The sequence below is a fragment of the Kitasatospora sp. NPDC059146 genome, from assembly GCF_042786665.1.
GTDB lineage: Bacteria > Actinomycetota > Actinomycetes > Streptomycetales > Streptomycetaceae > Kitasatospora.
Genome location: NZ_JBHZCY010000150.1, coordinates 1 through 21,599, shown reverse-complemented (window position 1 = coordinate 21,599; position 21,599 = coordinate 1). Strand labels below are relative to the sequence as shown.

The window sequence follows — 21,599 nt, the reverse complement described above, 5'->3', positions numbered from 1 at the left end:
CCCGGACGGCCGCGCCGACGCTGCCGCTGGTGTCCACCGTGACCGGCCGCCCCGCCACCGCCGAGGAGCTGCGCTCCTCGGACCACTGGACGGCGCACCTGCGCCGGCCGGTGCGCTTCCTCGACGCCGTCCGCACCCTGGCCGCCCAGGGCGTCGGCACCGCGCTGGAGGTGGGCCCGGACGCGGTGCTGTCGCCGCTGGTCGCCGCCTGCCTCGCCGACGGCGACCGGCAGGTCACGGCGGTGCCGAGCGCACGGGCGGGCTCCGCCGAGGTGCCCGGGCTGCTCGGCGCGCTGGCGGAGCTGTGGACGGCCGGGGTGCCGGTCGACTGGCGCGCCGTCCTCGGCCCGCCCGGGCGGACGGCGGCGGTCGCCCTGCCGACGTACCCGTTCGAGCGGGAGCGGTACTGGCTGACGCCGCCGCGCGCCGCGGGCCGGGGAACCGCCGGGTGGGCGCTCGGGCACCCGTTGCTGACCGGCGTCACCGAACTGGCCGGGCGCGCGGAGCTGGTCCTCGACGGACGGCTGCCCGGCCGCTCCCCGGCCGAGCTGGTGGAACTGGCGCTGCGGGCGGGCGAGGAGGCCGGGTGCGCGGTGCTGGCCGAGCTGACGGTCGACTGTCTGCCGGAGCCGCCCGAACGCGGCTCGCTGGAGGCCCAGTTGGTGCTCGCACCGGCGGACGACCGGGGGTGTCGGGCGTTCACCGTGCACACCAGGGCCGGGGAGAGCGGCGGTTGGGCCCCGGTGGCCTCGGGCGCGCTCGGCCGGGGCGGCGTGCGGACGGTCGCCGACGAGGGGGCCTGGCCGCCACCGGGCGCACAGGCCGTGGCGACGGACGTCGACGGGGTCACGGCGCTGTGGCAGCTGGACGGCGAGCTGTTCGCCGAACTGGCGCTCCCGGACGGCACGACGGCGGAGGGCTGGGGACTGCACCCGGAGCTGCTGGACGCGGCGGCGCGCTGCGCCGGCCCCGGGCTCGCCGCCGAGTGGCGCGCCGTCCGGCTCCACGCGGCGGGCGCCACCCGGCTCCGGGCCCGGATCACCCCCGGGCCGGACGGCGCGGCGCTGCGGCTGACCGACCCCGCCGGGCGGCCGGTCGCCGACGTCGAGGCCGTGCGCCTGCGGGCGACGGACGGTCCCGACCGGGCGGCTACGGCGCAGCGGAACCGCGCCCGGGACGGGCTGTTCCACGTCGACTGGGCGCCGCTCACCCTGCCGTCGTCGGCGCCGCACGTGCGCTGGGCGGTGCTCACCGACGGCGCCGGACCACTGCCGTCCGGCACCGGAGCACTGCCGGTCGGCGCCGGACAGCTGCCGGTCGGCGCCGGACCGCTGCCGGACGGGGCCCACCGGTTCGCGCGGGTCGAGGAGCTGCTCGGCGCGATCGGCGGCTACGACGCGGTGCTCGCCCCGCTGCTGCCCGGTGCCGAGCCCGACGTCCCGGCCCGGGCCCACGCACTGGCGGCCCGAGCCCTGGAGCTGGCCCGGTGCTGGTCGGCCGACCGGCGCGCCGCCGGCGTCCCGCTGGTGGTGGCGACCCGGGGCGCCGTGGCCGGAGTGAGCGACCCGGCGGCCGCCACCGTCTGGGGCCTGCTGCGCTCGGCCCAGTCCGAGGCCCCCGACCGGATCGTGCTGGTCGACCTGGACGACGCCCCGGCCTCCGCCGCCGCCCTCCCCGCGCTGCTCGCCACCGGCGAACCCCAGGCGGCGATCCGCGCCGGGCGGGTGCTGGTCCCGCGCCTGGCCCGGGCCGGGCAGCCCGACGGCGGCTCCGCGACCCCCGCCCCGCCCTGGCCCACCGACGGCACCGTGCTGCTCACCGGCGGAACCGGCGCCCTCGGCGCCGTGTTCGCCCGCCACCTGGTGCGTCGGCACGGCGTGAGCGACCTGCTGCTCACCGGTCGGCGCGGGCCCGCGGCCCCCGGCGCGGCCGCCCTGGTCGCCGAACTGGCCGCGCTCGGCGCGCGGGCCACCGTCGCGGCCTGCGACGTCGCCGACCGGACCGCGCTCGCGGAGGCTCTGGCCGCCGTCCCCGCCGACCGGCCGCTGACCGCCGTCGTGCACGCGGCCGGGGTGCTGGACGACGGCCTGCTGGCCACCCTGAGCCCCGAACGGCTGGCGGCGGTGCTGCGCCCCAAGGTCGACGCGGCCTGGCACCTGCACGAGCTGACCCTCCCGCACGGGCCGTCCGCCTTCGTGCTGTTCTCCTCCGTCGCCGGGATCGTCGGCGGGCCGGGCCAGGCCAACTACGCCGCCGCCAACACCTTCCTGGACGCGCTCGCCGAGCACCGGGCCGCCCTCGGCCTGCCCGCCACCTCCGTCGCCTGGGGCCTGTGGCAGGACGAGGGCGGGATGGCCGGGCACCTCGGCGAGGCCGATCTGCGGCGGATCGCCCGCAGCGGGCTGCGCCCGGTCACCGCGGCCGACGGCCCGGCGCTGCTGGACGCGGCCCTGACCGGGCCGCAGGCCGCCGTCCTCGCCGCGCCGCTGGACCTGGCCGCGATGCGGCGCCACCCCGCCGAGCTGCCCACGGTGTTCACCGGCCTCGCGCCGCTGCCGCCCCGGCCCCGCGCCGGGACGACGGAGGCGGCGGCGGAGCCGTTCGCCCGGAGGATCGGCGCGCTGGCGCCGGAGCGGGCCCGCGAGGAGGCCGTCGAGCTGGTCCGCCGGGAGGCCGGCCGGGTGCTCGGCCACCCCGACGCGGCCGCCGTCGGCGCCGAGGACGCCTTCCCGGCGCTGGGCTTCGACTCGCTCGCCGCCGTGCAACTGCGCAACCGGCTGGACGCGCTGACCGGTCTGCGGCTCGCCCCCGGGGCGGTGTTCGCCCACCCGACACCGGCGGCGCTGGCGGACCACCTGCTGGCGGCGCTCGCCGGGCCGCAGGCACCCGACGGGACCGGCACGCCGACCGGGGCTCCTGATCGGGCCGGCACGCAACCGGTCGGCACGGAACCGCTCGGCACGGAACCGGTGGGCACAGGACCGGGCTACGCGGATCCGGGCCGCGCGGATCCGGGCTACGCGCCCGATCCGGCCGGGGAGTTCGCCGCCGACGTCCGCCTGGACGAGGACGTCCGCCCGGCCGCCGAGCTCGTCGCGGACGTCGTCGAGCCCCGGGAGGTCCTGCTCACCGGCGCGACCGGCTTCCTCGGCGCCTTCCTGCTGCGCGACCTGATGCGCTCCACCAAGGCGACCGTGCACTGCCTGGTGCGCGCCGCCGACCCGGCCGCGGCCGCCGAGCGGCTGCGCGAACGCCTGAGCTGGTACCGGGTGTGGGACGAGATCGACCCGGACCGCCTCGCGGTCGTGGTCGGCGACCTCAGCCGGCCCCGACTCGGCCTCACCGAGCTGGAGTTCGACCGGCTCGCCCGGATCGTCGACGTGGTCCACCACGCCGGGGCAGCCGTCAACTGGCTGCGCCCGTACAGCGAACTCCGGGCCGCCAACGTGGACGGCACCCGGGAGGTGCTCCGGCTGGCGGCCCGGCACCGCACCGTGCCGGTGCACCACGTCTCCTCCACCGCCGTGTTCGCGGAGAAGGGCGCGGAGCCCGGCCCGCGCACGGTGTCCTCCCCGACCGGCCCGCCGCAGGTGCTGGCCAACGGCTACGCCCAGAGCAAGTGGGTGGCCGAGCAGGTGGTGGGGATCGCCCGGGAGCGCGGACTGCCGGTGACGGTGTACCGGGTCGACGTGGTCTGCGGCGACCAGGTCCACGGGGCCTGCCAGACCAGGGACTTCTTCTGGCTGAGCCTCAAGGGCCTGGTCCAGTCCGGGGCCGTCCCGGCCGGGCTCGCGGGCGCGGGTGCCGTCCACCTGGCCCCCGTCGACTACATCAGCGCGGCCGTCACCACTCTGGCCGGGCAGCGCGGGAACGCCGGCCGGACCTTCCACCTGCAGAACACCAGCACCGAGGGGTACGGCGAACTGACCGGCTACCTGCGGGAACTGGGGTACTCGCTGCCCGAGGTGGAACTCGAGCGGTGGTGCCGGACGGTGCGGGCCCACCCGGGCAACGCGCTCACCCCGCTGCTCGACCCGTTCGAGCGGATCGCCGGACACCGGGCCGTCCACCCGCTGATGGACGTGTCCGCCGCCGAAGCGGCGCTGGCCGGGACCGGGATCGCCTGCCCACCGATCGACCTGCCGCTGTTCCGCCGGTACGTGGACTTCTTCGTCCGCACCGGCTGGCTGCCGCCCCCGACCGGCACCGGTACCGGCACCGCTATCGGAACCGGAACCGGAACCGGCACCGCTATCGCTATCGGTACCGGCACCGCGCCGCCCGTGCCCACCGCCTGACCGCGCCCCGCCCGCCCGACCAGGAGGACGACCATGCATCTGGAGATCACCCCGATCGACGCGCTGCGCCGCGCGGCCCGGCGGCCCGGGGCGGGCCCGGCCCTGCACTACGAGGAAGCCGAGATCGGCTACCCCGAACTGCTGGACCGGGCCGGCCGCCTGGCCGAGGTGCTCGCCGACGGCGGGGTGACGGCCGGCCGCCAGGTCGCCTACCTGGGTCTGAACAGTCCGACGCTGCTGGTGACGTACCTCGCCTGCGGCTGGCTGGGCGCCGCCTTCGTGCCCGTCAACCACCGGCTCGGCGCCGCCGAGGTGGCGGAGCTGCTGCGGGACTGCGCAGCGCACACCGTGGTCGCCGAACCGGGCCACGCGCCGCTGGTCGACCCGTCGTCCGGGGCGCGGCTGCTGCTGGTGGACGACGACCCGGCCGCCCCCGTGACCGGCCCGCCCGACCCGCGCTGGACGCCGCTCGCCCCCGCCCTGGCGGCGGCCCCCCAGCCGCCGCGCCAGCCCGCGCCGCTGGACGCCGAGGACCTCGCCGTCCTGCTGTACACCTCCGGCACCACCGGCCGGCCCAAGGGCGTCCGGCTCACCTACGGCAACATCTGGTGGAACGCCGCCAACATCGACGCGGCGATGACCACCCGCGAGGACGACGTCAACCTGGTGGTCACCCCGCTGTCGCACATCGGCGGGCTCAACTGCTTCACCCTGCGCAACCTCGGCCACGGCGGCACCACCGTGCTGCGCCGCCGCTTCGACCCCGAGCGGACCTTGCGCGACCTGGTCGCCCTCCGGGTCGACACCTTCTTCGCCGTCCCCTCGATGTACGCCCTGCTGGCCCGGCAGCCCGGCTTCGCCGCCGCCGACCTGTCCGCGCTGCGCGGCGCCGTGGTGGCCGGTGCCCCCGTCCCGCCCGGACTGGTCCGCGACTACGCGGCCCGCGGGGTGCTGCTCCAGCAGGCCTGGGGCCTGACCGAGACCGCCTGCTTCGCCAGCTACCTGCCGCCGGAGCTCACCCTGGCGAAGGCCGGCTCGGCGGGCCGGGCGATGCCCTTCACCCAGCTGCGGATCGTCGACCCGGAGACCGGAACGGACGTCGCCGACCCGGACCGGCCGGGCGAGGTCTGGGTGCGCGGCAAGCACGTCTCGCCCGGCTACTGGCGCGACGAGGAGCAACTCCGGGACGCCGACGGCTGGTTCCGCACCGGCGACCTCGGGCGCCTGGACGCCGACGGCTGCCTGTACCTGGTCGACCGGCTCAAGAACGTCATCATCCAGAACGGCGAGAAGGTCTACCCCGCCGAGGTCGAGCGCGCCCTGGCCGACTGCCCCGGCCTGCGCGAACTCGCCGTCCTCGGCACCGCCCACCCGGAGTGGGGCGAGACCGTCGTCGCGGTGGCCGTGGCCGAGCCCGGCAGTGCCCCGAGCCTGGAGACGGTACGGGAGTTCGGCGCGGCCCGGCTGGCGCCGCACAAGCTGCCCGTCCGGTTGCACCTGGTCGCGGAGCTCCCGCGCAACGGCGCCGGCAAGGCCGACCTGGCGGCGCTGCGGCTGCTGCTGCCGGCCATGACGGAAGCCCGCGCGATGGAAGCCCGCGCGATGGAAGCCCGGGCGACGGGTGCCCGCGCGACGGAAGGACCGGGCTCGAAATTCCCCGGGCCGCCGCGCCCGGACGGCCTGGCCGCACTGGTCGCGGCCGCGACCGAGGCGGCGCTCGGCTTCCCGCCCGGCCGCCGCTACGGCGCCACCGCCGGCTTCGCCGAACTCGGCCTGGACTCCCTCCGGGCCGTCGCCCTGCGCGACCGGCTGGCCGAGGCCACCGGCCTGACCCTGCCCGCCACGCTGGCCTTCGACCACCCGACCCCGGCGGCCGTGGTCGCGCTGCTGCGCGTACGACTCGGCGAAACCCCTTCCACGGAAGGCGAGTTCGTGCCAGGGTCCGAGCCCGAGCCCGAATCCGCGCCAGGCTCCGGGACCGGGCCCGCCGACGACCCGGTGGTGATCACCGGCATGGCCGTCCGCCTCCCCGGCGGCATCACCACCCCCGAGGCGCTCTGGCAGCTGCTCAGCGAGGAACGGGACGCCGTCTCCGGCTTCCCCGAGGACCGCGGCTGGGATCTCACCGCCCTCGCCGACCCCGACCCCGAGGCCCCCGGCCGTTCCGACACCCGGCACGGCGGCTTCCTGCGCGACGCCGCGCTCTTCGACGCCGACTTCTTCGGCATCTCCCCGCGCGAGGCCGCCGCGATGGACCCCCAGCAGCGGCTCCTGCTGGAGACCAGCTGGGAGGCGCTCGAACGGGCCGGCATCGCCCCGACCGCCCTGCGCGGCCAGGACGTCGGCGTGTTCACCGGCGTGTTCGCCAACGGCTACACCGAGCGCGTCCCGGTCTCCCGCACGGCCGACGGCTACCGGGTCACCGGCAGTGCGACCAGCATCGCCGCCGGCCGGGTCGCGTACGTCCTGGGCACCCACGGCCCGGCCGTCGCGGTGGACACCGCCTGCTCCTCCTCGCTGGTCGCCCTGCACCTGGCACTGCGCTCGCTGCGGTCCGGCGAGTGCACGACCGCGCTGGTCGGCGGGGCGACGGTGATGGTCACCCCGGACGCCTTCGTCGAGTTCTCCCGCCAGCGCGGCATCGCCCCCGACGGGCGCTGCAAGCCCTTCGCGGAGGCCGCGGACGGCACCGGCTGGGCCGAGGGCGCCGTCGTCCTCGTCCTGGAGCGGCTCTCCGCCGCCCGGCGGGCCGGCCGCCGCCCGCTCGCCGTGGTCCGCGGCTCGGCCGTCAACCAGGACGGCGCCTCCAACGGGCTGACCGCGCCCAACGGCCCCGCCCAGCAACGGGTGATCCGCCGCGCCCTGGCCGACGCCGGACTGCGCCCCGACGAGGTCGACGCGGTGGAGGCCCATGGCACCGGCACCGTGCTGGGCGACCCGATCGAGGCCCAGGCGGTGATCGCCGCGTACGGGCCGGAGCGCACCGAGCCCCTGCTGCTGGGCTCGGTGAAGTCCAACCTGGGGCACACCCAGGCGGCCGCCGGCCTCGTCGGCGTGGCGGCCACCGTGCTGGCCCTCCGGCACGGCGTCCTGCCCCGCACCCTGCACGTCGACCGCCCGAGCAGCAGGGTCGACTGGTCCGGCGGCGCGGTGCGGCTGCGCACCGCCACCGCCCCCTGGCCCGAGCGGCGGCGCCCGCGCCGGGCCGGGGTCTCCTCGTTCGGGATCAGCGGGACCAACGCCCATGTGCTGCTGGAACAGGCCCCGGTCGAGGAACCCGCCACCGCGGCCGGGCCGGAACCGCTGGTGCCGCTGGTGCCGCTCGTGATCTCCGCCCGGACTCCGGAGGCACTGGCCGCCCAGGCCGGGCGGCTGGCCGACCTGCTGGACGACGGGGCCCGGCCGCAGGACGCGGCGCGCTCCGCACTCGCCGGGCGGGCGCTGTTCGAGCACCGGGCCGTCGTGCTGGCGGAGGACGGGACGCAGGCCCGCGCGGCGCTGCGGGCCCTCGCGACGGGCGCGGCGAGCAGGTCCGGCGCGGCGACTCCCGGGTTGGTCACCGGCACCGCGCCGGCGGACCGGGTGGACCAGGACGTGGTCCTGGTCTTCCCCGGCCAGGGCGCCCAATGGGCCGGCATGGGGCGGGAGTTGTGGCAGTCCGAAGCGGTCTTCGCCGAGCGGATGGCCGCCTGCGAACAGGCCCTCGCCCAGTACGTCGACTGGTCGCTCGCCGACGTCGTGCACGGCACCCCCGACGCCCCGCCGCTGGACCGGGTGGACGTGGCCCAGCCGGTGTCCTTCGCGGTGATGGTCTCGCTCGCCGCCCTCTGGCAGTCGTACGGCGTCCGTCCGGCGGCCGTCCTCGGCCACTCGCAGGGCGAGATCGCCGCGGCCTGCGCGGCCGGTGCGCTGACCCTGGCGGACGCCGCCCGGACGGTCGCGCTGCGCAGCCGGGCCATCGGCGCCCGCCTCGCGGGCACCGGCGGGATGCTCTCCGTGCCGCTGCCCGAGCGCCGCGTCCGGGACTGGATCCGGGCCTGCGGCGGGGGAGTCGAGATCGCCGCCGTGAACGGGCCGGAGCGCACCGTGGTCGGGGGGGACGGCGCGGCGCTCAGCGGGTTCCACGCCGAGCTGGAGCGGCGCGGGATCGACGTGCGGATGATCCCGGTCGACTACGCCTCGCACACCGCGCAGGTGGCGCAGCTGGAGCCGGAACTGCTGCAACTCCTCGACGGCGTACGGTCGTCGGCGCCGACGGTGCCCTGGTACTCGACGGTCGACGGCGACTGGGTCGGCGGCCCGGTCGGGCCCGACTACTGGTACCGCAACCTGCGCCACCCGGTCCGCTTCGAACCCGCCGTCCGGGCGCTCGCCGAGCAGGGCTTCACCACCTTCGTCGAGGTCGGCGCGCACCCGGTGCTGGGCACGGCGATCGAGGCGACGCTGGCCGACACCGGGGCGGGCCGGGCCGCCGTGGTCTGCGGCAGCCTGACCCGGGGTGAGGGCGGCCGGACGCGGTTCGCCCGTTCGCTCGCCGAGGCCTTCGTCCGGGGCGCCCCGGTCGACTGGACGCCGCTGCTGCCGCCCGGCGCGCGCCGGATCGACCTGCCGACCTACCCCTTCCGGGGACGGCGGTACTGGCCGGAGCCGGTGTCGCAGCCGGGCCCCGGGCCGGTGCCGGTGCGGGCGTTCGCTGGCACGGGCGACCTGTTCCGCCTCGCCTGGCGGGACCTGCCCGTGCGCGGCGCGGCGCCCGTCCCGGTGACACCGGTCGCGGACCCGGCGGTGCTGCCCCCGGACGCGTCCGGCTGGCTGCTGCTCCCGCCCGCCGACGCCGCCGACGCCCCCGCCGAGGACACCGTACGGGTCCGGCGCGCGACCGCCCGCGCCCTGGCGGCCGTCCAGCACTTCCTCGCCGACCCCCGGTACGAGGACCGCCGCCTGGTCGTCGCCACCCGCCACGGCGTGGCGACCGAGGACGGGGAACCCGTCGACCCGGCCGAGGCCGCCGTGTGCGGCCTGGTCCGCTCGGCCCAGACCGAGCACCCCGGCCGCCTGCTGCTCGCCGACCTCGACCTGCCCGCCGACGCGACCCCGGAGGACTGCGCCCGCGCGATCGCGGCCGCCCTGGGCGAGGCGGCCGCCGCGGACGAGCCGCAGTTCGCCCTCCGCGGCCCGGCCGTCCGGGTGCCCCGCCTGGCCGCCCGCACCCCCGCGCCGACGGACGGCCCGGTGCTGGACCCGGCCGGTACCGCGATCGTCACCGGCGGCACCGGGCTGCTCGGCCGGCTGATCGCCCGCCACCTGGTGACGGGCCACGGCCTGCGCCGCGTCCTGCTCGCCTCCCGGCGCGGCGCCGAAGCCCCCGGTGCCGCTGAACTCTGCGCCGAGCTGGCCGAGTTGGGCGCCCACGCGGAGGCCGTCCGGTGCGACGTCGCCGACCGGGAGCAGGTCCGGGCCCTGGTCGCCGGTGTGTCCGCCGAGGCGCCGCTCACCGTCGTCGTGCACGCCGCCGGGGTGCTGGACGACGCGGTGGTCGCTTCCCAGACCCTGGACCGGCTCGACACCGTGCTGCGCGCCAAGGCCGACGCCGCCGTCTGGCTCGACCGGGCCACCCGCGAGCTCCCCGCACCCGTCGCGCTCGTGCTCTGCTCCTCCGCCGCCGGTGTCCTGGGCACCGCGGGCCAGGCCGGGTACGCGGCCGCCAACGCCTTCCTGGACGGCCTCGCGACCCGCCGCCGGGCTGCCGGCCTGCCCGCGGTGTCGCTGGCCTGGGGGTCCTGGGACGCGCCCGACGGCATGACCGCCGCCCTGGGCCGGGCCGGCCGCGCCCGGCTGGCCCGCACCGGCGTCCGGCCGCTCCACCCCGCCGAGGGGCTGCGACTGTTCGACGCGGGCCTCGCCGACGGCCGGGCCGTCCTCGTCCCGCTCGCCCTGGACCCCGGCGCCGTCCGGCACCCGGCCCCCGCGGTGCTGCGCGACCTCGCCGAACCCGGCACCGCCGATCCCACCGGGGGAACCGCCGACCCCACGCCCGGTACCACGGCTCCCGGACCGCAGGCCGTCCGGCTGGTCGCCGCCGACCCCGCCGCCCTGCTCGACCTGGTCCGGGCCGAGGCCGCCGAGGTGCTCGGGGCGGACGAGCGGATCCCGGCCGAGGAACCCTTCGAGTACGCGGGCTTCGACTCCCTGATGGCGCTCGAACTGCGCGACCGGCTGGCCCGGCTCACCGGCGCCCGGCTCCCCGCCACCCTGGTCTACGACCACCCCAGCCCGGCCGCCGTCGCCGAGCAGCTGGGCCGACTGCTCGGCTCCGTCCGGGAACACCGGCAGGCGGCCGCCGCCCTGGACACCCTGGAACGCACCCTCACGGCCGTGGACGAGGAGTCCCGCGCGGACCTCACCGCCCGGCTGCGCACCCTGCTCCAGCGGCTCGAACCCGCCACCGCCGCCGCTCCGACGGCGAGCGTCCCGACCGAGCGACGGACCAAGGAACCCGCCGGCGAACCGGCCAGGGAACTGGCCGACGAACTCGCCGACGCCGACGACGACGAACTCCTCCGCTTCATCGACACCCGGCTCTGACCGGCACCGCCAGAAAGGCACCGCGATGACCACCACCGGTCTGGCCGAACCCTTCCTCCGCACCCAACTGGAGTCCCTGGGCCTGGCCGTCGAGTACGTCCGCGCCGAGGGCGACACCCTCTACCGGCGCGGCGACGACGGCCGCGAACTCCCCGTGCTCGACCTCGTCGGCGGCTTCGGCGCGACGATCCTCGGCCACAACCACCCCGAGATCCTCGCCCTCGCCCAGGAGTTGCTGAGCGCGCGGGTACCGGTGCACGCCCAGTTCTCACTGCACCCGTACGCCGAGACCGTCGCCCGGCGGCTCAACGAGATCCTCCACCGCGACACCGGCGACCCGGGCCCGTACACCGCCGTCTTCGCCAACAGCGGCGCCGAGGCGGTCGAGGCCGCCGTCAAGCACGCCGAACTCGACCGCGGGCTCAAGGCGGCCGAGCTGCTCGCCCGGATCGACGAGGAGACCGACCGGGCCCGCCGGGCCGTCCGGGACGGCGCCGTCCTCTCCGCGGCCGCCCGGCGGCTCGCCGACGGCGGGGACTTCGAGTCCCTGGCCGCCGCCCTCACCGCCGCCAACCGGGCGCGGGCCGAGGAGCCGCCCGTGCTGCTCGCCCTGACCGGCGGCTTCCACGGCAAGCTCGTCGGCAGCGTCCAGCTCACCCACAACCCGGTCGTCCGGGAGCCCTTCCGGGCCCTGGCCGCCCCCTGCCGGTTCGTCCCCGCCGAGGACCCGGCCGCCCTCGCCGCGGCGATCGCCGAGGAACACCGGGCGGCCCTGGGCCTCACCGTCTCCGACGGCACCGTGGACCTGGCCGAGCACCGGCTGCCCCGGCTGTGCGCCCTGGTACTGGAACCAGTCCAGGGCGAGGGCGGGGTCCGGCCGCTCACCGCCGGGTACGCGCGCGAGCTCCAGCGGATCTGCGCCGAGGCGGACTGCCCGATCGTGGTGGACGAGGTGCAGAGCGGCATGGGCCGCACCGGCAGCTTCCTGGCGAGCTCCGCCATCGGGCTGCGCGGCGACTACTACGTACTCGCCAAGAGCCTCGGCGGCGGCCTCGCCAAGGCCGCGGTCATGCTGGTGCACCACCGCCGCCACCGGCCCGGTTTCGAGCTGCTGCACAGCTCCACCTTCGCCAAGGACGCCTTCTCCACCCTGATCGCCGCCCGCACCCTGGACCTGCTGGAGGCCGACGGCGGCGCCCGCTACCGGCAGGCCGCCGAACGCGGCGAACGGATCCTGGCCCGACTGGAGGGCATCCGCGACGACTTCAAGGACGTCGTCGCCGACGTCCGAGGCCGCGGCCTGATGCTCGGCCTGGAACTGCGCGACCAGAGCGACTCCACCTCCCCGGCCCTGCGCGAACTCTCCCGGGCCGGCGTCCTCGGCTACGCCGCCGCCGGCTACCTCCTCCACGCCCACGCCCTGCGGGTCTTCCCGACCGCCAGCGCGACGACCACCCTGCGGATCGAACCCTCCGTCCACATCACCGACCCCCAGATCGCCCAGGCCGAATCCGGCCTGCGCGCCCTCTGTGACCTCCTCCGCACCCAGGACGGCGACCGCCTCCTCGCACGCTGACGCAGGGCGCACCGAGGCGCGTACCGGGGGCGAGTGCGCCCGGTACGCGCCCTGGTGGGGCGGCGTCGTGCACCGCACACTGACGGAGCGACAGCGACGCACCGCGCACGCACGACCGTCAGCGGGGGGCCGATGGAGTACGTACCGATCCTGCGCGGCAAGGCGGGCGAGTTCATCGCCCTGGGCCCCCGGCCAGCGCCGTGCCTGGGAGACCTCCCACCACCTGGCCACGGTCGCCGGAGCCATCGCCGAACGGGGCCGCCCGTAGCCGGTGCCTAGCGCGACGGGGTGAAGTCCGGGAGTCGGGCCAGGCCGGCGGCGACCGCGGTGAAGCCCCGGTCGAGCATCCGCAGTTCGTACTCCTGGAGGGCGGAGGGCAGTTCGGCCTCGCCGCGGTGGACGGCGGTGAGCGAGCGGCAGAGCAGGGCGGCGTCGCGGAACGCGAGGTTGGCGCCCTGGCCGGCGCTGGGCGGCATGGGGTGGATCGCGTCGCCGAGCAGGGTGACCGGCCCGGTGCCCCAGTGGGGTACCGGCTCGGAGTAGCGGAACGTCAGTGGTGAGCTGTTGCCGACGTCGGACCGCCGGACCAGCTCGACCAGGTCCGGGTGCCAGTCGCGGACCAGGACGAGCAGTCGGTCGCGCACCTGCGCCCAGTCCGTCGGCGCGGGGCCCGTGAGCGGCTCGGGCAGCATCACCACCCAGCGCAGGTAGCTTCCGGTGTCCGGCAGTTCCACCTCCGGTGCCAGTTCGGCCGCCGCGAGCCGGGGCGGGCGGCGGAAGTCCATCCGGCCGATCAGCAGGCTCGCCCCGGGCCCCTGGACCAGGGTGCCGGCGCCCGGTACGAGCGCGGCGAGCCGTTCGGTCATCGGGGTGCGCCCCAGCAGCGCGCCGCCCGGTACGGTGGCGACCTCGGCCCCGGGCAGCAGCTGCCGCCGTACGGCCGAGCCCACGCCGTCCGCCCCGACCAGCAGGTCGCCCAGCACGCCGGTGCCGTCCGCGAACCGTGCCTCCACCCGGCCGTCCGCCCGCTCCCGGTACCCGACCACGGCCCGCCCGAACTCCACCCGGTCCCCGAGCCCCGCCAGCAGCAGCTGCCGCAGCACGTGCCGGTCGGCGGCGGTTCCCCCGCCGGTCGGGCCGAGCCGCCGCAGCTCCGTCAACTGCTCGTCCACCACGCGCCGTTCGCCGGCGAGCGGTCCGGTCACCGCCGCCAGGAGGCCGTGCAGCCGGGGCGGCAGGCACTCCCGCAGCGCGGCCAGTCCGGGCTCGTCCAACCCGATCCGGAACCCCTGGTACCGGCTGTCCGCCGCGCCCTCCCGCTCGAACACCCGCACGTCGATCCCGGCCCGGACCAGCCCCTGGGCCAGACAGAGCCCCCCGATCCCGGCCCCGGCCACCAACACCTTCATGCTGCGCACCCTCTCCCCGCCTGCCTTCCCGGCCGTTCGTTCCTTGCAGCGTCAGCCTGGCCGACCACGACCCCCGTGCGGCAGGTCGCTCCGTCACCGATCCGGCATGACAGCTGTCACTGCTCCGCTGTCACCCCTCCGCGCGGGCGAACCCGTGGCTGTGCTCGACCCTTGCCACGTGCAGCGAGTAGCTCTGGTACCACTGCGCCCGGCCGCGCTGCTGCGCCGCTCGGTGCTCGGCGTCGGTGCGCCACCGGTCGAGGGCCTCCCGTCGGTCAGTCGAGGCCTTCGGTGATGCGGAAGTCGCGCTCGAAGCCGTCGGGGAGGGCCAGCAGCGCCTTCCGGTACGCCGCGCTCTCGTAGGCCGCGACGGCCTGTTCGAAGCTGTCGAACTCGATCAGCACGACGCGTTGGGTGATTCCGGCCTCGCGGGCGACGACTCGACTGCCACGGGACAGCAGGCGCCCGCCCCCGGCCCGGACAGCCGGACCGGCCAGCTCGTCGTAGGCGGTCAGCCCCTCAGGGTCGGACATCGCGGGGTAGACACTGACCCAGTAGCCCTTGGCCACGGAGAACCTCCTGCGTTCGGCCGGACACGTCCGGCTCCGCATCGACACCCGGATCGGTCGATCCCGGCATGCGCAGGCTAGGGCTTGACGTGCGGCCGAGGGAAAGACCGGTACGGGCTAGGCTCAGAACGGATCGTTATCAATCGGGGGGGAGGGCACGTGGCGCCGGACACCGTGAGCCTGCGCTACTTCCTGGTGCTGGCACAGGAGTTGAACTTCACCCGGGCAGCCGCACGGATCGGCATCGCCCAGCCCGCACTCAGCGCCCGGATGCGCCGGTTGGAGAAGGAACTCGGTACGGCCCTGCTGGTCCGCAGCACGCGCAGCGTCGTACTGACCACGGCCGGTGCGGCGCTGGCGGAGTCCGCGCCGCCCGCGCTGGCGGCGCTGGACCGGGCATGGGACACCGCCCGGAGCGCGGCGGCCGGTGAACTGGGCACGCTGCGCATCGGATACAGCCTCAGCACCGGGGCCGAGACGACACCGGCCCTGGTGGACAGGCTGATGCGCGACAACAGCGGACTCGACGTCCGAGCGGTCCCGATGGCGACACCGGAGATCTCCCCCGCGGTCGCCGACGGCCGCATCGATGCCGGGATCACCCGCGGTGAGCAACCGGGCCGAGGCGTACGCAGGTTGCTGCTGCGGCGTGCGCGCATCGGGGTCCAGCTGGCGCAGCACCATCCGCTGGCCGGACACCCGGAGATCGAGATCGCCGACGCGGCCGCGTATCCGCTGCGACTCCCGGACCGTGCGGCCAACCCCGTGGTCCACGATCAGCTGTCCGCGGTGTTCCGGGACACCCGACCGCACCCCCGGTTCCACACGCTCGCCGTGTCCTTCGACATGTCCCAGCGCGACCTGCGCGACGGGGTCACCCTCGCCCCCGCCGGTGAAGCCGCGGCCACGGCACAACCGGCCGGTCTCACCTGGCGACCGCTGCGGGGCGCGCCCGGCCTGACGTTCCACCTGGTCCTCCCGCGCGAGCAGTTGCCGCTGCACCGCCGCGTCCGTACCGCCGCCAGAACCCTGGCGCACGAGCTGCACTGGCTGCCGGACTGACGCGCAAGAGGCCCAACGTGCCGGATGCGGGCGGTGCGACGGTTCGGCGATCGGTTCGTCAGCCGACCGCGCCGAGCGGGACGACCTGGTCGGTGACGGGGATCAGGCAGCGCTGTTCGCTGCACGCGCCGAAGCTGACGACGGCTTCGCTCGGCCCGGCCGCGGTCCGGCGGACCGGGAGCGCGACGGTGACCGCGCCGTCCGGGTAGACGGGCAGCTGCACCCCGAGGTCCAGGGGGCTGACGGTGCGCAGCGGGCGGTCGGCCCGGACGGCGCCGTCCGGCGTCAGCCCGCCGCGCACGGCCAGCCGGGTGGGCAGGCCGAGGCCGTCGATGCCGTCGGCGGGCAGGTCGACGCTGTAGAGGTGGAAGCCCGCCTCGTCGGGGGTGAAGGTGGCGGCGAGGACCAGGTGGCCGTCGTCGCCGGGGGCGAGCCGGAGGGAGACGGTGACCCCGCCGCCACGGTAGCTGGCGATGGGGGCGGCGGCCGGGGCCGGGTCGGCGGCGCAGCCGGCCGCCCCGAGGACCAGGAGTGCGGCGACCGCGCCGGCCGCCCGTCGGGTCACCGTCATGCCTGCGCCCAGCGCTTGAGGAAGGTGGCGACCGTGCCGGCGCTCATGGCGCGGGCGTTGGAGAACGCCCCGTCGTTGCTGGCGGTGCGCACGGTGCCGTCGGGGGAGAGCACCACCAGGGCGGGGATGCCGCTGCTCCGGAGGTCGACGTACCGGGCGGCGAGGTCGAGGTTGTGGTCGAAGCGGCCGACGTCCACCGCGACGACCCGGTAGTCGTCCCGCAGCAGCGGGGTGACCTGCGGGGAGCGGAACAGCTTGTCCAGCACCTTGCAGTCGGGGCACCAGTTGGCCCCGAAGTCGAGCAGGACCGGGCGCTGGTCCCCGGCGGAGCGGGCCAGGGCGGCCTTCACATCGGCCTCGGCGTCCCGGGTCGCGTCGTATCCGTCGGGCAGGTCGGCGGGCGCCGTCCCGGCACTCGCGGCTGCGGTGGCGGCCGTCGGCGCGGCAGCGGAGGTGGCCGCGGTGGTGGCGGCGGTGGTGGCGGCGGTGGTGGCGGTGGCGGTGGCCGGAGTGGTCGTGGGGCGCTCGGCGGCTCGGGTGGTGGAGCCGCAGCCGGTGATCAGCACCGCCGACAGGACGGTGCCGGCGAGCAGGGCGCGGTGGTGCCGCATGGGGTCCCCTTCGGGGTGGTGGGTGGTGGTGTCGGTCGTGCCGACGGGAAGTGAACTGCCGGGTGTGCAGCAGGGGTTGGTGAGCTGAACGGTGCGGGTGGAGAGCGGCGGGTGCGTTCCGGAGCGGTCACGGAAGCGCCGTACCGCCCACGCCGGCGGGCATGCGTCGATACGGTTCCCGCACTGTCCGCACCACGTCCCAGGGGGGACCATGCGACGCACCGCCCTCGCCCTGCTCGCCGCCGCCACCGCCGTACTCGGCGTCGCCGCCTGCGACCCGACTCCGGTCACCACGACCACGAGTACGGGTGCCCCCGTCCCGGCCACGACGGTGGCTGGTCCGGCACCGGGTGGTACCCAGTCGGTGCCGGCGACCGCCGCCCCGACCGCCGCCCCGGTCGGGGCCGGCGGTGACGCGACCGAGGACGTCGAGATCTCGGCGTGCGAGGTGGACGGCGCGATCCACTGGCCGTCGGCGGCCCTCAAGGTCACCAACCACACCGACAAGTCGTCGAACTACCTCGTCCAGGTGGAGTTCGTGGACGCCTCCGGCACCCGGGTGGCGGAGGCCCCCGCCGCGACCGACAACCTGGCCGCGGGTCAGAGCGCCTCGCTCAAGGCGCGCGGGGCGACCGCGGTGAAGGACAAGGTCAGCTGCCGGGTCACCAGCGTCACCCGGTTCCCGGCCCCGTGACCCCGACCCCCTGACCCCGGCGGGAGCGCCCGGTCAGGCCGGCTGCTGCTCCGCCGCCGCGACCGCGCCCTGGACGGCGGCGACCCGCAGGTCGATGAACGACTGCCGAGGGTCGTTGAAGTTGGTGAACGGCTGCGGGATGTACCGGCCCAGCGCCTGGAACTGGGCCAGCGCCTCGGTCGGCCGCCCGGCCCGGGTCAGCGCGTACGCGAGCCAGCCGTGGGCGTACCGGATCCGGGGGTGGCCGGGGTCGGCCGCCGCGAGGTCGGCGAGCGCGGCGTCCAGGGCGGCACCGACCTCGGGGCGCTGCCAGGCGGTGAGCTTCTCGCCGTCCTTGGCGAACTGCTCGAAGTAGGCCTCCAGCTTGATCGGGGCGAGCAGGCTGCCGGCCGGGGCGGCGGCGATCGCCCCGTCGATGAACCCGTGCATCAGCTCGTGGCTGCCGCGCCACTTGGCGCACCAGTACTGCAGCGCCCGGGTGTGCGCCGCCCAGTGCCGCGGGTCGCGCGCGACCAACTCGGCCCACAGCTGCCGGAAGCGGTCGTTGGACCAGCCGAGGCCCATGGCGATGGGGATCTGCGCGACCCACGGGTTGGGGTCGTCCTCGGGGGCGAGCGCGGCGGCCGCGACGGCGGCCTCCTCGGCCTCGGCCAGGACGCGGTGGAAGCCCGCGAACTGCTCGCGGCTGACGTCGGTCGCGCGGGCGCTGCTGCGGATGTTCCAGGCCAGGTAGACCAGGGCGTCCGCGTGCAGCAGTGCGGCGGCCGGGTCCTGCGGCCGCTCGGCGCGCCAGGCGCGCAGCCAGGCGTCGTCCTCGGCGGCCAGCTCGGCCAGTTGGCGCTGCCGCCGCCAGCGGACGTCGGCGGTGGCGTCGGCGGCGAGGTAGGTGGCGGCGGTCCGCCAGTCGCCGGCCTTGGCGGCGGCGAGGACGGCGGCCTCCTCGTCCTCGGGCCGGTCGTCCAGGAGCAGTTCGCTGCCGAGCAGCAGCCCGTGGTCGGCCGGGACGATGGTGTTCTTCGCCCGGGCCTCCTCCGCCTGTCGTGCTTCGTGTTGGGCGATGGTGGCCTTGGCCCGTTCGAGCTGGGCCAGCTTGCGCTTGGCCAGCCGGGTCATGACGACCGGGAACAGCAGGGCGAGGCCGACGACGGACAGCACGATGATGCCGAGCAAAGGGTGTTCCTCCGGTGGTGCGGTGTGGGCGTTGACTGGTGCGGACGAGTCCGGGCGTGGACTGGTGCGGACCAGTCCGGGCGTGGGCGGGTGCGGCGACGACCGGTCGGATCGGTGTGACCGATCCGACCGATCACACCGATCACACAGCGGCGGCGGTCGGCAGCCCGGCCCCCGCGAGCAGCGCCCGCAGCGGGGCGGTGTCTGGGTCGTCCGCGCAGGCGGCGTCCAGGGCCGCGTCGAAACCGTCCGCGAAGCCGTCCGGCAGCCGGAGTTCGGCCGGCCCGCCCCAGGAGAGCTCCCAGCCGGCGAGCCCGGCCTCGGCCAGGGCGACGACGGTGGCGTGCGCCAGTTCCTCGCGCAGCGCCGGTCGGGCGAACTCCCGGGCGGCCCGGCCGGTGGCCGCGGCGGCCTGCTCGCTCTTGGGCAGCCGGTCGGTGAACTCCCAGGCACGCCCGGCGTCGATGCCGTCGAGCAGCCCGTGGGCGGTGGGCGGCAGGCCCAGCCCGGTGAGCGCCCGGCGGGCGTCCTCGGCGGCCTCGCGGGCGCGCGCCAGCATGGCCGTGCGGACCAGCTCGGGCCAGTCGGCCCGGTGCTTGCCGGAGGCCTCCGGGACGAGCGAGACGACCTCCAGCTCGGCGAGCACCCGCTCCGAGTCGTGCAGCAGCGCCAGGGCGGGGCCGGCGGCGCCGGGGCCGCGGCCGTCGTCGGGCAGCGCCTCGATCGCGGCGACCCGCAGGTGGATCGGTGGGTGGGAGTCGTACGGGTCGGGCTGCTCCTCGGGCAGTTCGAGGGCGTGCTCGGCGAGTTCGGCGCGGCGCTTCGGGTCGCTCAGCAGGTGCTGGAGGCCGCCGTAGACCTGGCCGGGCGGCGGGAGCAGTCCGGCGTCCCAGCCGATGGTGGCGTAGCGGTTGAGGTAGAAGTTCTGGGCGGCCTCCAGCGCCGGGATCCGGCGCAGGGCGGCGGCGGTGGCGTCCCGGCCCGCGAGCTGGGCGGCGACCTGGTCGGCCGCGTACTCCTGGCGGCGGCCGACCGCCTCGGAGACCCGGAAGTAGAGCTTGGCGTAGCCGGTGAACAGCTTGGCGAGCACTCGGTCCACGCCGCCGCCGGCCTGTTCCGCAGAGGGCTTGCGGCCCTTGGCCAGCCGCTTCTCGGCCTTGGCGGCGAGCTTGACGGCCTCCTGGGCCTGGTGCTGGTCGGCGCGGTGGTGCAGTCCGCCGATGGTGTGCAGGACGGCGCGGCGGCCGGCGACGGTGACGGCGGCGAGCCGGACGTCCCGGTTGCTGTAGTGCCCGAACTCGTGCGCCAGCACGGACTCCAGCTCGCCCTCGGTGAGGCCGATCAGCAGCGGGGCGCCGATCACCAGGTGGCGCTTGCCGGGGACGAGGCCGAGCAGCCTGCTCTCCTCCATGACGCCCGCGTTGACCTCGGGCACGAGGCGGATCTCGGCCGGGCCGCGGACGCCGGTGCGCTCGGAGATCCGGTCGACCATCGCCCAGATCTCGGGCTGCCGCTCGCGGGTGAGGAGCACGCCGGGCAGTTCGCCGTCGTCCTTGCGACGCCGGGTCAGGAACACCACCCGGACGACGGGGTAGGCGACGGCGGCGCTCAGCGCCCAGAGCTTGACCAGCCCCGGGCGGAACTGGCCGGAGGCCTGGTACAGGGCGACGTCGAGGGCGATCAGGCCCGCGACGATGCCGAGGGCGAGCAGGTAGAAGCCGATGAGCAGGGCCACGGCGGTGGCGGCTCTTGTTGACGTGCTCATGGCAGCAGAACGCTGGGGCGCGCCCATGCGATGGTCCTCCCCCTGGGCGCGACGACATGAGCGGCGCGCGGTTGTTGCATGGTGAACGGGTGTGCGACGAGTGGAGATGGTAGCGGTCCCCGGACGGCCCGCGCACCGGGGTCAGCGGCTCCGGATCACCGCTCCGACCTGCGGGTTCGTCACGGGTTCCGATTCGTGCGGGCTTGACGGCATTCGGCCGCCGCCGACCCTGCGCCTCGGCCGCCGACCACCGTCCTCGGGCCCCAGGCCCCGCCCGGCGCGCCGCTCCGGCCGTCAGCGCCCGCCGGCCGCGATCGCCTCACGGACGGTCACCAGGCAGGGGTCGCAGTACCGGTCCGGCACCGGCGAGCCGTCGCCGGGCGGCAGTACGCGCTGGGACGGCTCCAGGAACCGCCCGCACAGCGATGCCGACGCGTCGTCCTTAGCGACCACGTGCCACACCACGGCGGGCGGCGACACCGCCGGGTCGTGCTCGGCCCACATCTCGTACACGGTGACCTCCACGGTCTCGGGGCTCGGTCACCCCATGCAACCCCGGGACACCCTGCTCGGCCACCGGGCCGGACCCGGTGGGATGGTTCCACCTGGTCCGCCTCCGGTTCCCGGTCCGGAGCGGGCGGCGGACGGATGCTCACCGCCGGTGCCGAAGCCGAGAGTCGGCGCCACCCGGACGGCGGGCGCGGCCGCGCGCCGGCCCGGCCGGGCAGGGCGCCGAGTGCCCGACGGCCCCGGGGGTATCCTGCCCGGATGTCCTCACCAGTTGCCGGGCCCGTGCCCCCGGCCGCGCCGGGCGACGACCCGGCGGTCGTGCGTTCGGACGACGACCCGGCGGTCGTCCTCTCGGGCTTCGGCCCGGTCGGCCGCGCCTTCGCCGAGCGGTTGCTGACGCACGCGGACGAGCTCGCCCGCGACCACGGCGTCCGGCCGAGGCTGGCGGCCGTCCGGGTCGGGTCGGCGGAGGTGGAGTTGCGGGACGGCGGCCCGGTCCCGCCCCGGGCCGAGTGGGCTCCGCCGGGCCCGCTGGCGCGGACCCTCGACCGGACCGGTGCGCGGGTGCTGGTCCAGGCGCTGCCGTCCTCCCCGCAGCTGCGGCAACAGGCCGCCGATGAGGCCGTCCTGGCGCTCGGCCGCGGTGTCCACGTCGTCACCGCCACCAACAGCCACCTGCTCGGCCACTGGCGAGAACACGGCGCGGCCGCCCGGCCCCCCGGCAGCCCCGCCCACGTCCCAGGAGCCGGGTCCGCCGCTGACCAGGGCGCGCAGCCTGG

12 protein-coding genes and 1 pseudogene are annotated in these 21,599 nt (G+C 76.7%); 6 read left to right on the top strand and 7 right to left on the bottom strand.

All coding sequences use genetic code 11. The features are described from left to right. Positions 1-29: 29 nt before the first annotated feature. Genes ACFXPX_RS38315 through ACFXPX_RS38305 form a run of 3 tightly spaced genes read left to right on the top strand, consistent with a single transcriptional unit; the run spans position 30 to position 12,459 of the window. Complete coding sequence (locus tag ACFXPX_RS38315; RefSeq protein WP_380644700.1) at positions 30-4,298, top strand: thioester reductase domain-containing protein; 4,269 nt, start codon at positions 30-32, stop codon at positions 4,296-4,298. A 33-nt stretch (positions 4,299-4,331) separates the two neighbouring features. Beyond that, a complete protein-coding gene (locus ACFXPX_RS38310; protein WP_380644699.1) occupies positions 4,332-10,883 on the top strand; it encodes an SDR family NAD(P)-dependent oxidoreductase in 6,552 nt (2,183 codons plus the stop codon). Between the two features lie 25 nt (positions 10,884-10,908). Beyond that, the gene (locus ACFXPX_RS38305; protein WP_380644698.1) at positions 10,909-12,459 is read left to right on the top strand and encodes an aspartate aminotransferase family protein; all 1,551 of its coding nucleotides are present in this window, start codon (positions 10,909-10,911) and stop codon (positions 12,457-12,459) included. A gap of 275 nt (positions 12,460-12,734) precedes the next feature. On the opposite strand, the gene ACFXPX_RS38300 is transcribed toward ACFXPX_RS38305, so the two are convergent. Continuing rightward, a complete protein-coding gene (locus tag ACFXPX_RS38300) occupies positions 12,735-13,868 on the bottom strand; it encodes an FAD-dependent oxidoreductase (RefSeq protein WP_380594682.1) in 1,134 nt (377 codons plus the stop codon). Between the two features lie 275 nt (positions 13,869-14,143). Then, on the bottom strand, positions 14,144-14,437 hold the full coding sequence (locus ACFXPX_RS38295) for a DUF1330 domain-containing protein (RefSeq protein WP_380522323.1): 294 nt from the start codon (positions 14,435-14,437) through the stop codon (positions 14,144-14,146). Between the two features lie 159 nt (positions 14,438-14,596). Between ACFXPX_RS38295 and ACFXPX_RS38290 the strand changes: the two genes are divergently transcribed. Continuing rightward, a complete protein-coding gene (locus ACFXPX_RS38290) occupies positions 14,597-15,499 on the top strand; it encodes a LysR family transcriptional regulator (RefSeq protein WP_380644697.1) in 903 nt (300 codons plus the stop codon). Positions 15,500-15,557: 58 nt separating this feature from the next. On the opposite strand, the gene ACFXPX_RS38285 is transcribed toward ACFXPX_RS38290, so the two are convergent. Then, positions 15,558-16,070, bottom strand: coding sequence for a hypothetical protein (locus ACFXPX_RS38285; protein ID WP_380594676.1), 513 nt, complete (start codon positions 16,068-16,070; stop codon positions 15,558-15,560). Then, on the bottom strand, positions 16,067-16,681 hold the full coding sequence (locus ACFXPX_RS38280) for a thioredoxin family protein (RefSeq protein ID WP_380644696.1): 615 nt from the start codon (positions 16,679-16,681) through the stop codon (positions 16,067-16,069). The genes ACFXPX_RS38285 and ACFXPX_RS38280 overlap by 4 nt, the downstream gene beginning before the upstream one ends. Before the next feature lie 211 nt (positions 16,682-16,892). Between ACFXPX_RS38280 and ACFXPX_RS38275 the strand changes: the two genes are divergently transcribed. Further along, entirely contained in the window at positions 16,893-17,375 is a 483-nt protein-coding gene (locus ACFXPX_RS38275) for an FxLYD domain-containing protein (RefSeq protein ID WP_380644695.1), read from the top strand. Positions 17,376-17,408: 33 nt separating this feature from the next. On the opposite strand, the gene ACFXPX_RS38270 is transcribed toward ACFXPX_RS38275, so the two are convergent. The 3 genes from ACFXPX_RS38270 to ACFXPX_RS38260 form a co-directional block, all read right to left on the bottom strand. Then, positions 17,409-18,545 carry a hypothetical protein gene (locus ACFXPX_RS38270; RefSeq protein ID WP_380644694.1) on the bottom strand — a complete coding sequence of 379 codons (1,137 nt, stop codon included), beginning with the start codon at positions 18,543-18,545 and terminating at the stop codon, positions 17,409-17,411. A gap of 142 nt (positions 18,546-18,687) precedes the next feature. Further along, positions 18,688-20,310, bottom strand: a complete 1,623-nt coding sequence (locus ACFXPX_RS38265) for a M48 family metalloprotease (RefSeq protein WP_380644693.1) — start codon at positions 20,308-20,310, stop codon at positions 18,688-18,690. Between the two features lie 294 nt (positions 20,311-20,604). Next, on the bottom strand, positions 20,605-20,835 hold the full coding sequence (locus ACFXPX_RS38260) for a hypothetical protein (RefSeq protein WP_380400019.1): 231 nt from the start codon (positions 20,833-20,835) through the stop codon (positions 20,605-20,607). Between the two features lie 243 nt (positions 20,836-21,078). Here ACFXPX_RS38260 and ACFXPX_RS38255 point away from each other — a divergent pair. After that, positions 21,079-21,599 (top strand): annotated as a pseudogene (locus ACFXPX_RS38255) (homoserine dehydrogenase); the annotation flags it as partial.

Bases quoted from the DNA above. Each gene is read 5' to 3' on its own strand.
- ACFXPX_RS38310 (WP_380644699.1), top strand. From the start codon at position 4,332: ATGCATCTGGAGATCACCCCGATCGACGCGCTGCGCCGCGCGGCCCGG.
- ACFXPX_RS38305 (WP_380644698.1), top strand. From the start codon at position 10,909: ATGACCACCACCGGTCTGGCCGAACCCTTCCTCCGCACCCAACTGGAG.
- ACFXPX_RS38300 (WP_380594682.1), bottom strand. From the start codon at position 13,868: ATGAAGGTGTTGGTGGCCGGGGCCGGGATCGGGGGGCTCTGTCTGGCC.
- ACFXPX_RS38285 (WP_380594676.1), bottom strand. From the start codon at position 16,070: ATGACGGTGACCCGACGGGCGGCCGGCGCGGTCGCCGCACTCCTGGTC.
- ACFXPX_RS38280 (WP_380644696.1), bottom strand. From the start codon at position 16,681: ATGCGGCACCACCGCGCCCTGCTCGCCGGCACCGTCCTGTCGGCGGTG.
- ACFXPX_RS38275 (WP_380644695.1), top strand. From the start codon at position 16,893: ATGCGACGCACCGCCCTCGCCCTGCTCGCCGCCGCCACCGCCGTACTC.
- ACFXPX_RS38265 (WP_380644693.1), bottom strand. From the start codon at position 20,310: ATGAGCACGTCAACAAGAGCCGCCACCGCCGTGGCCCTGCTCATCGGC.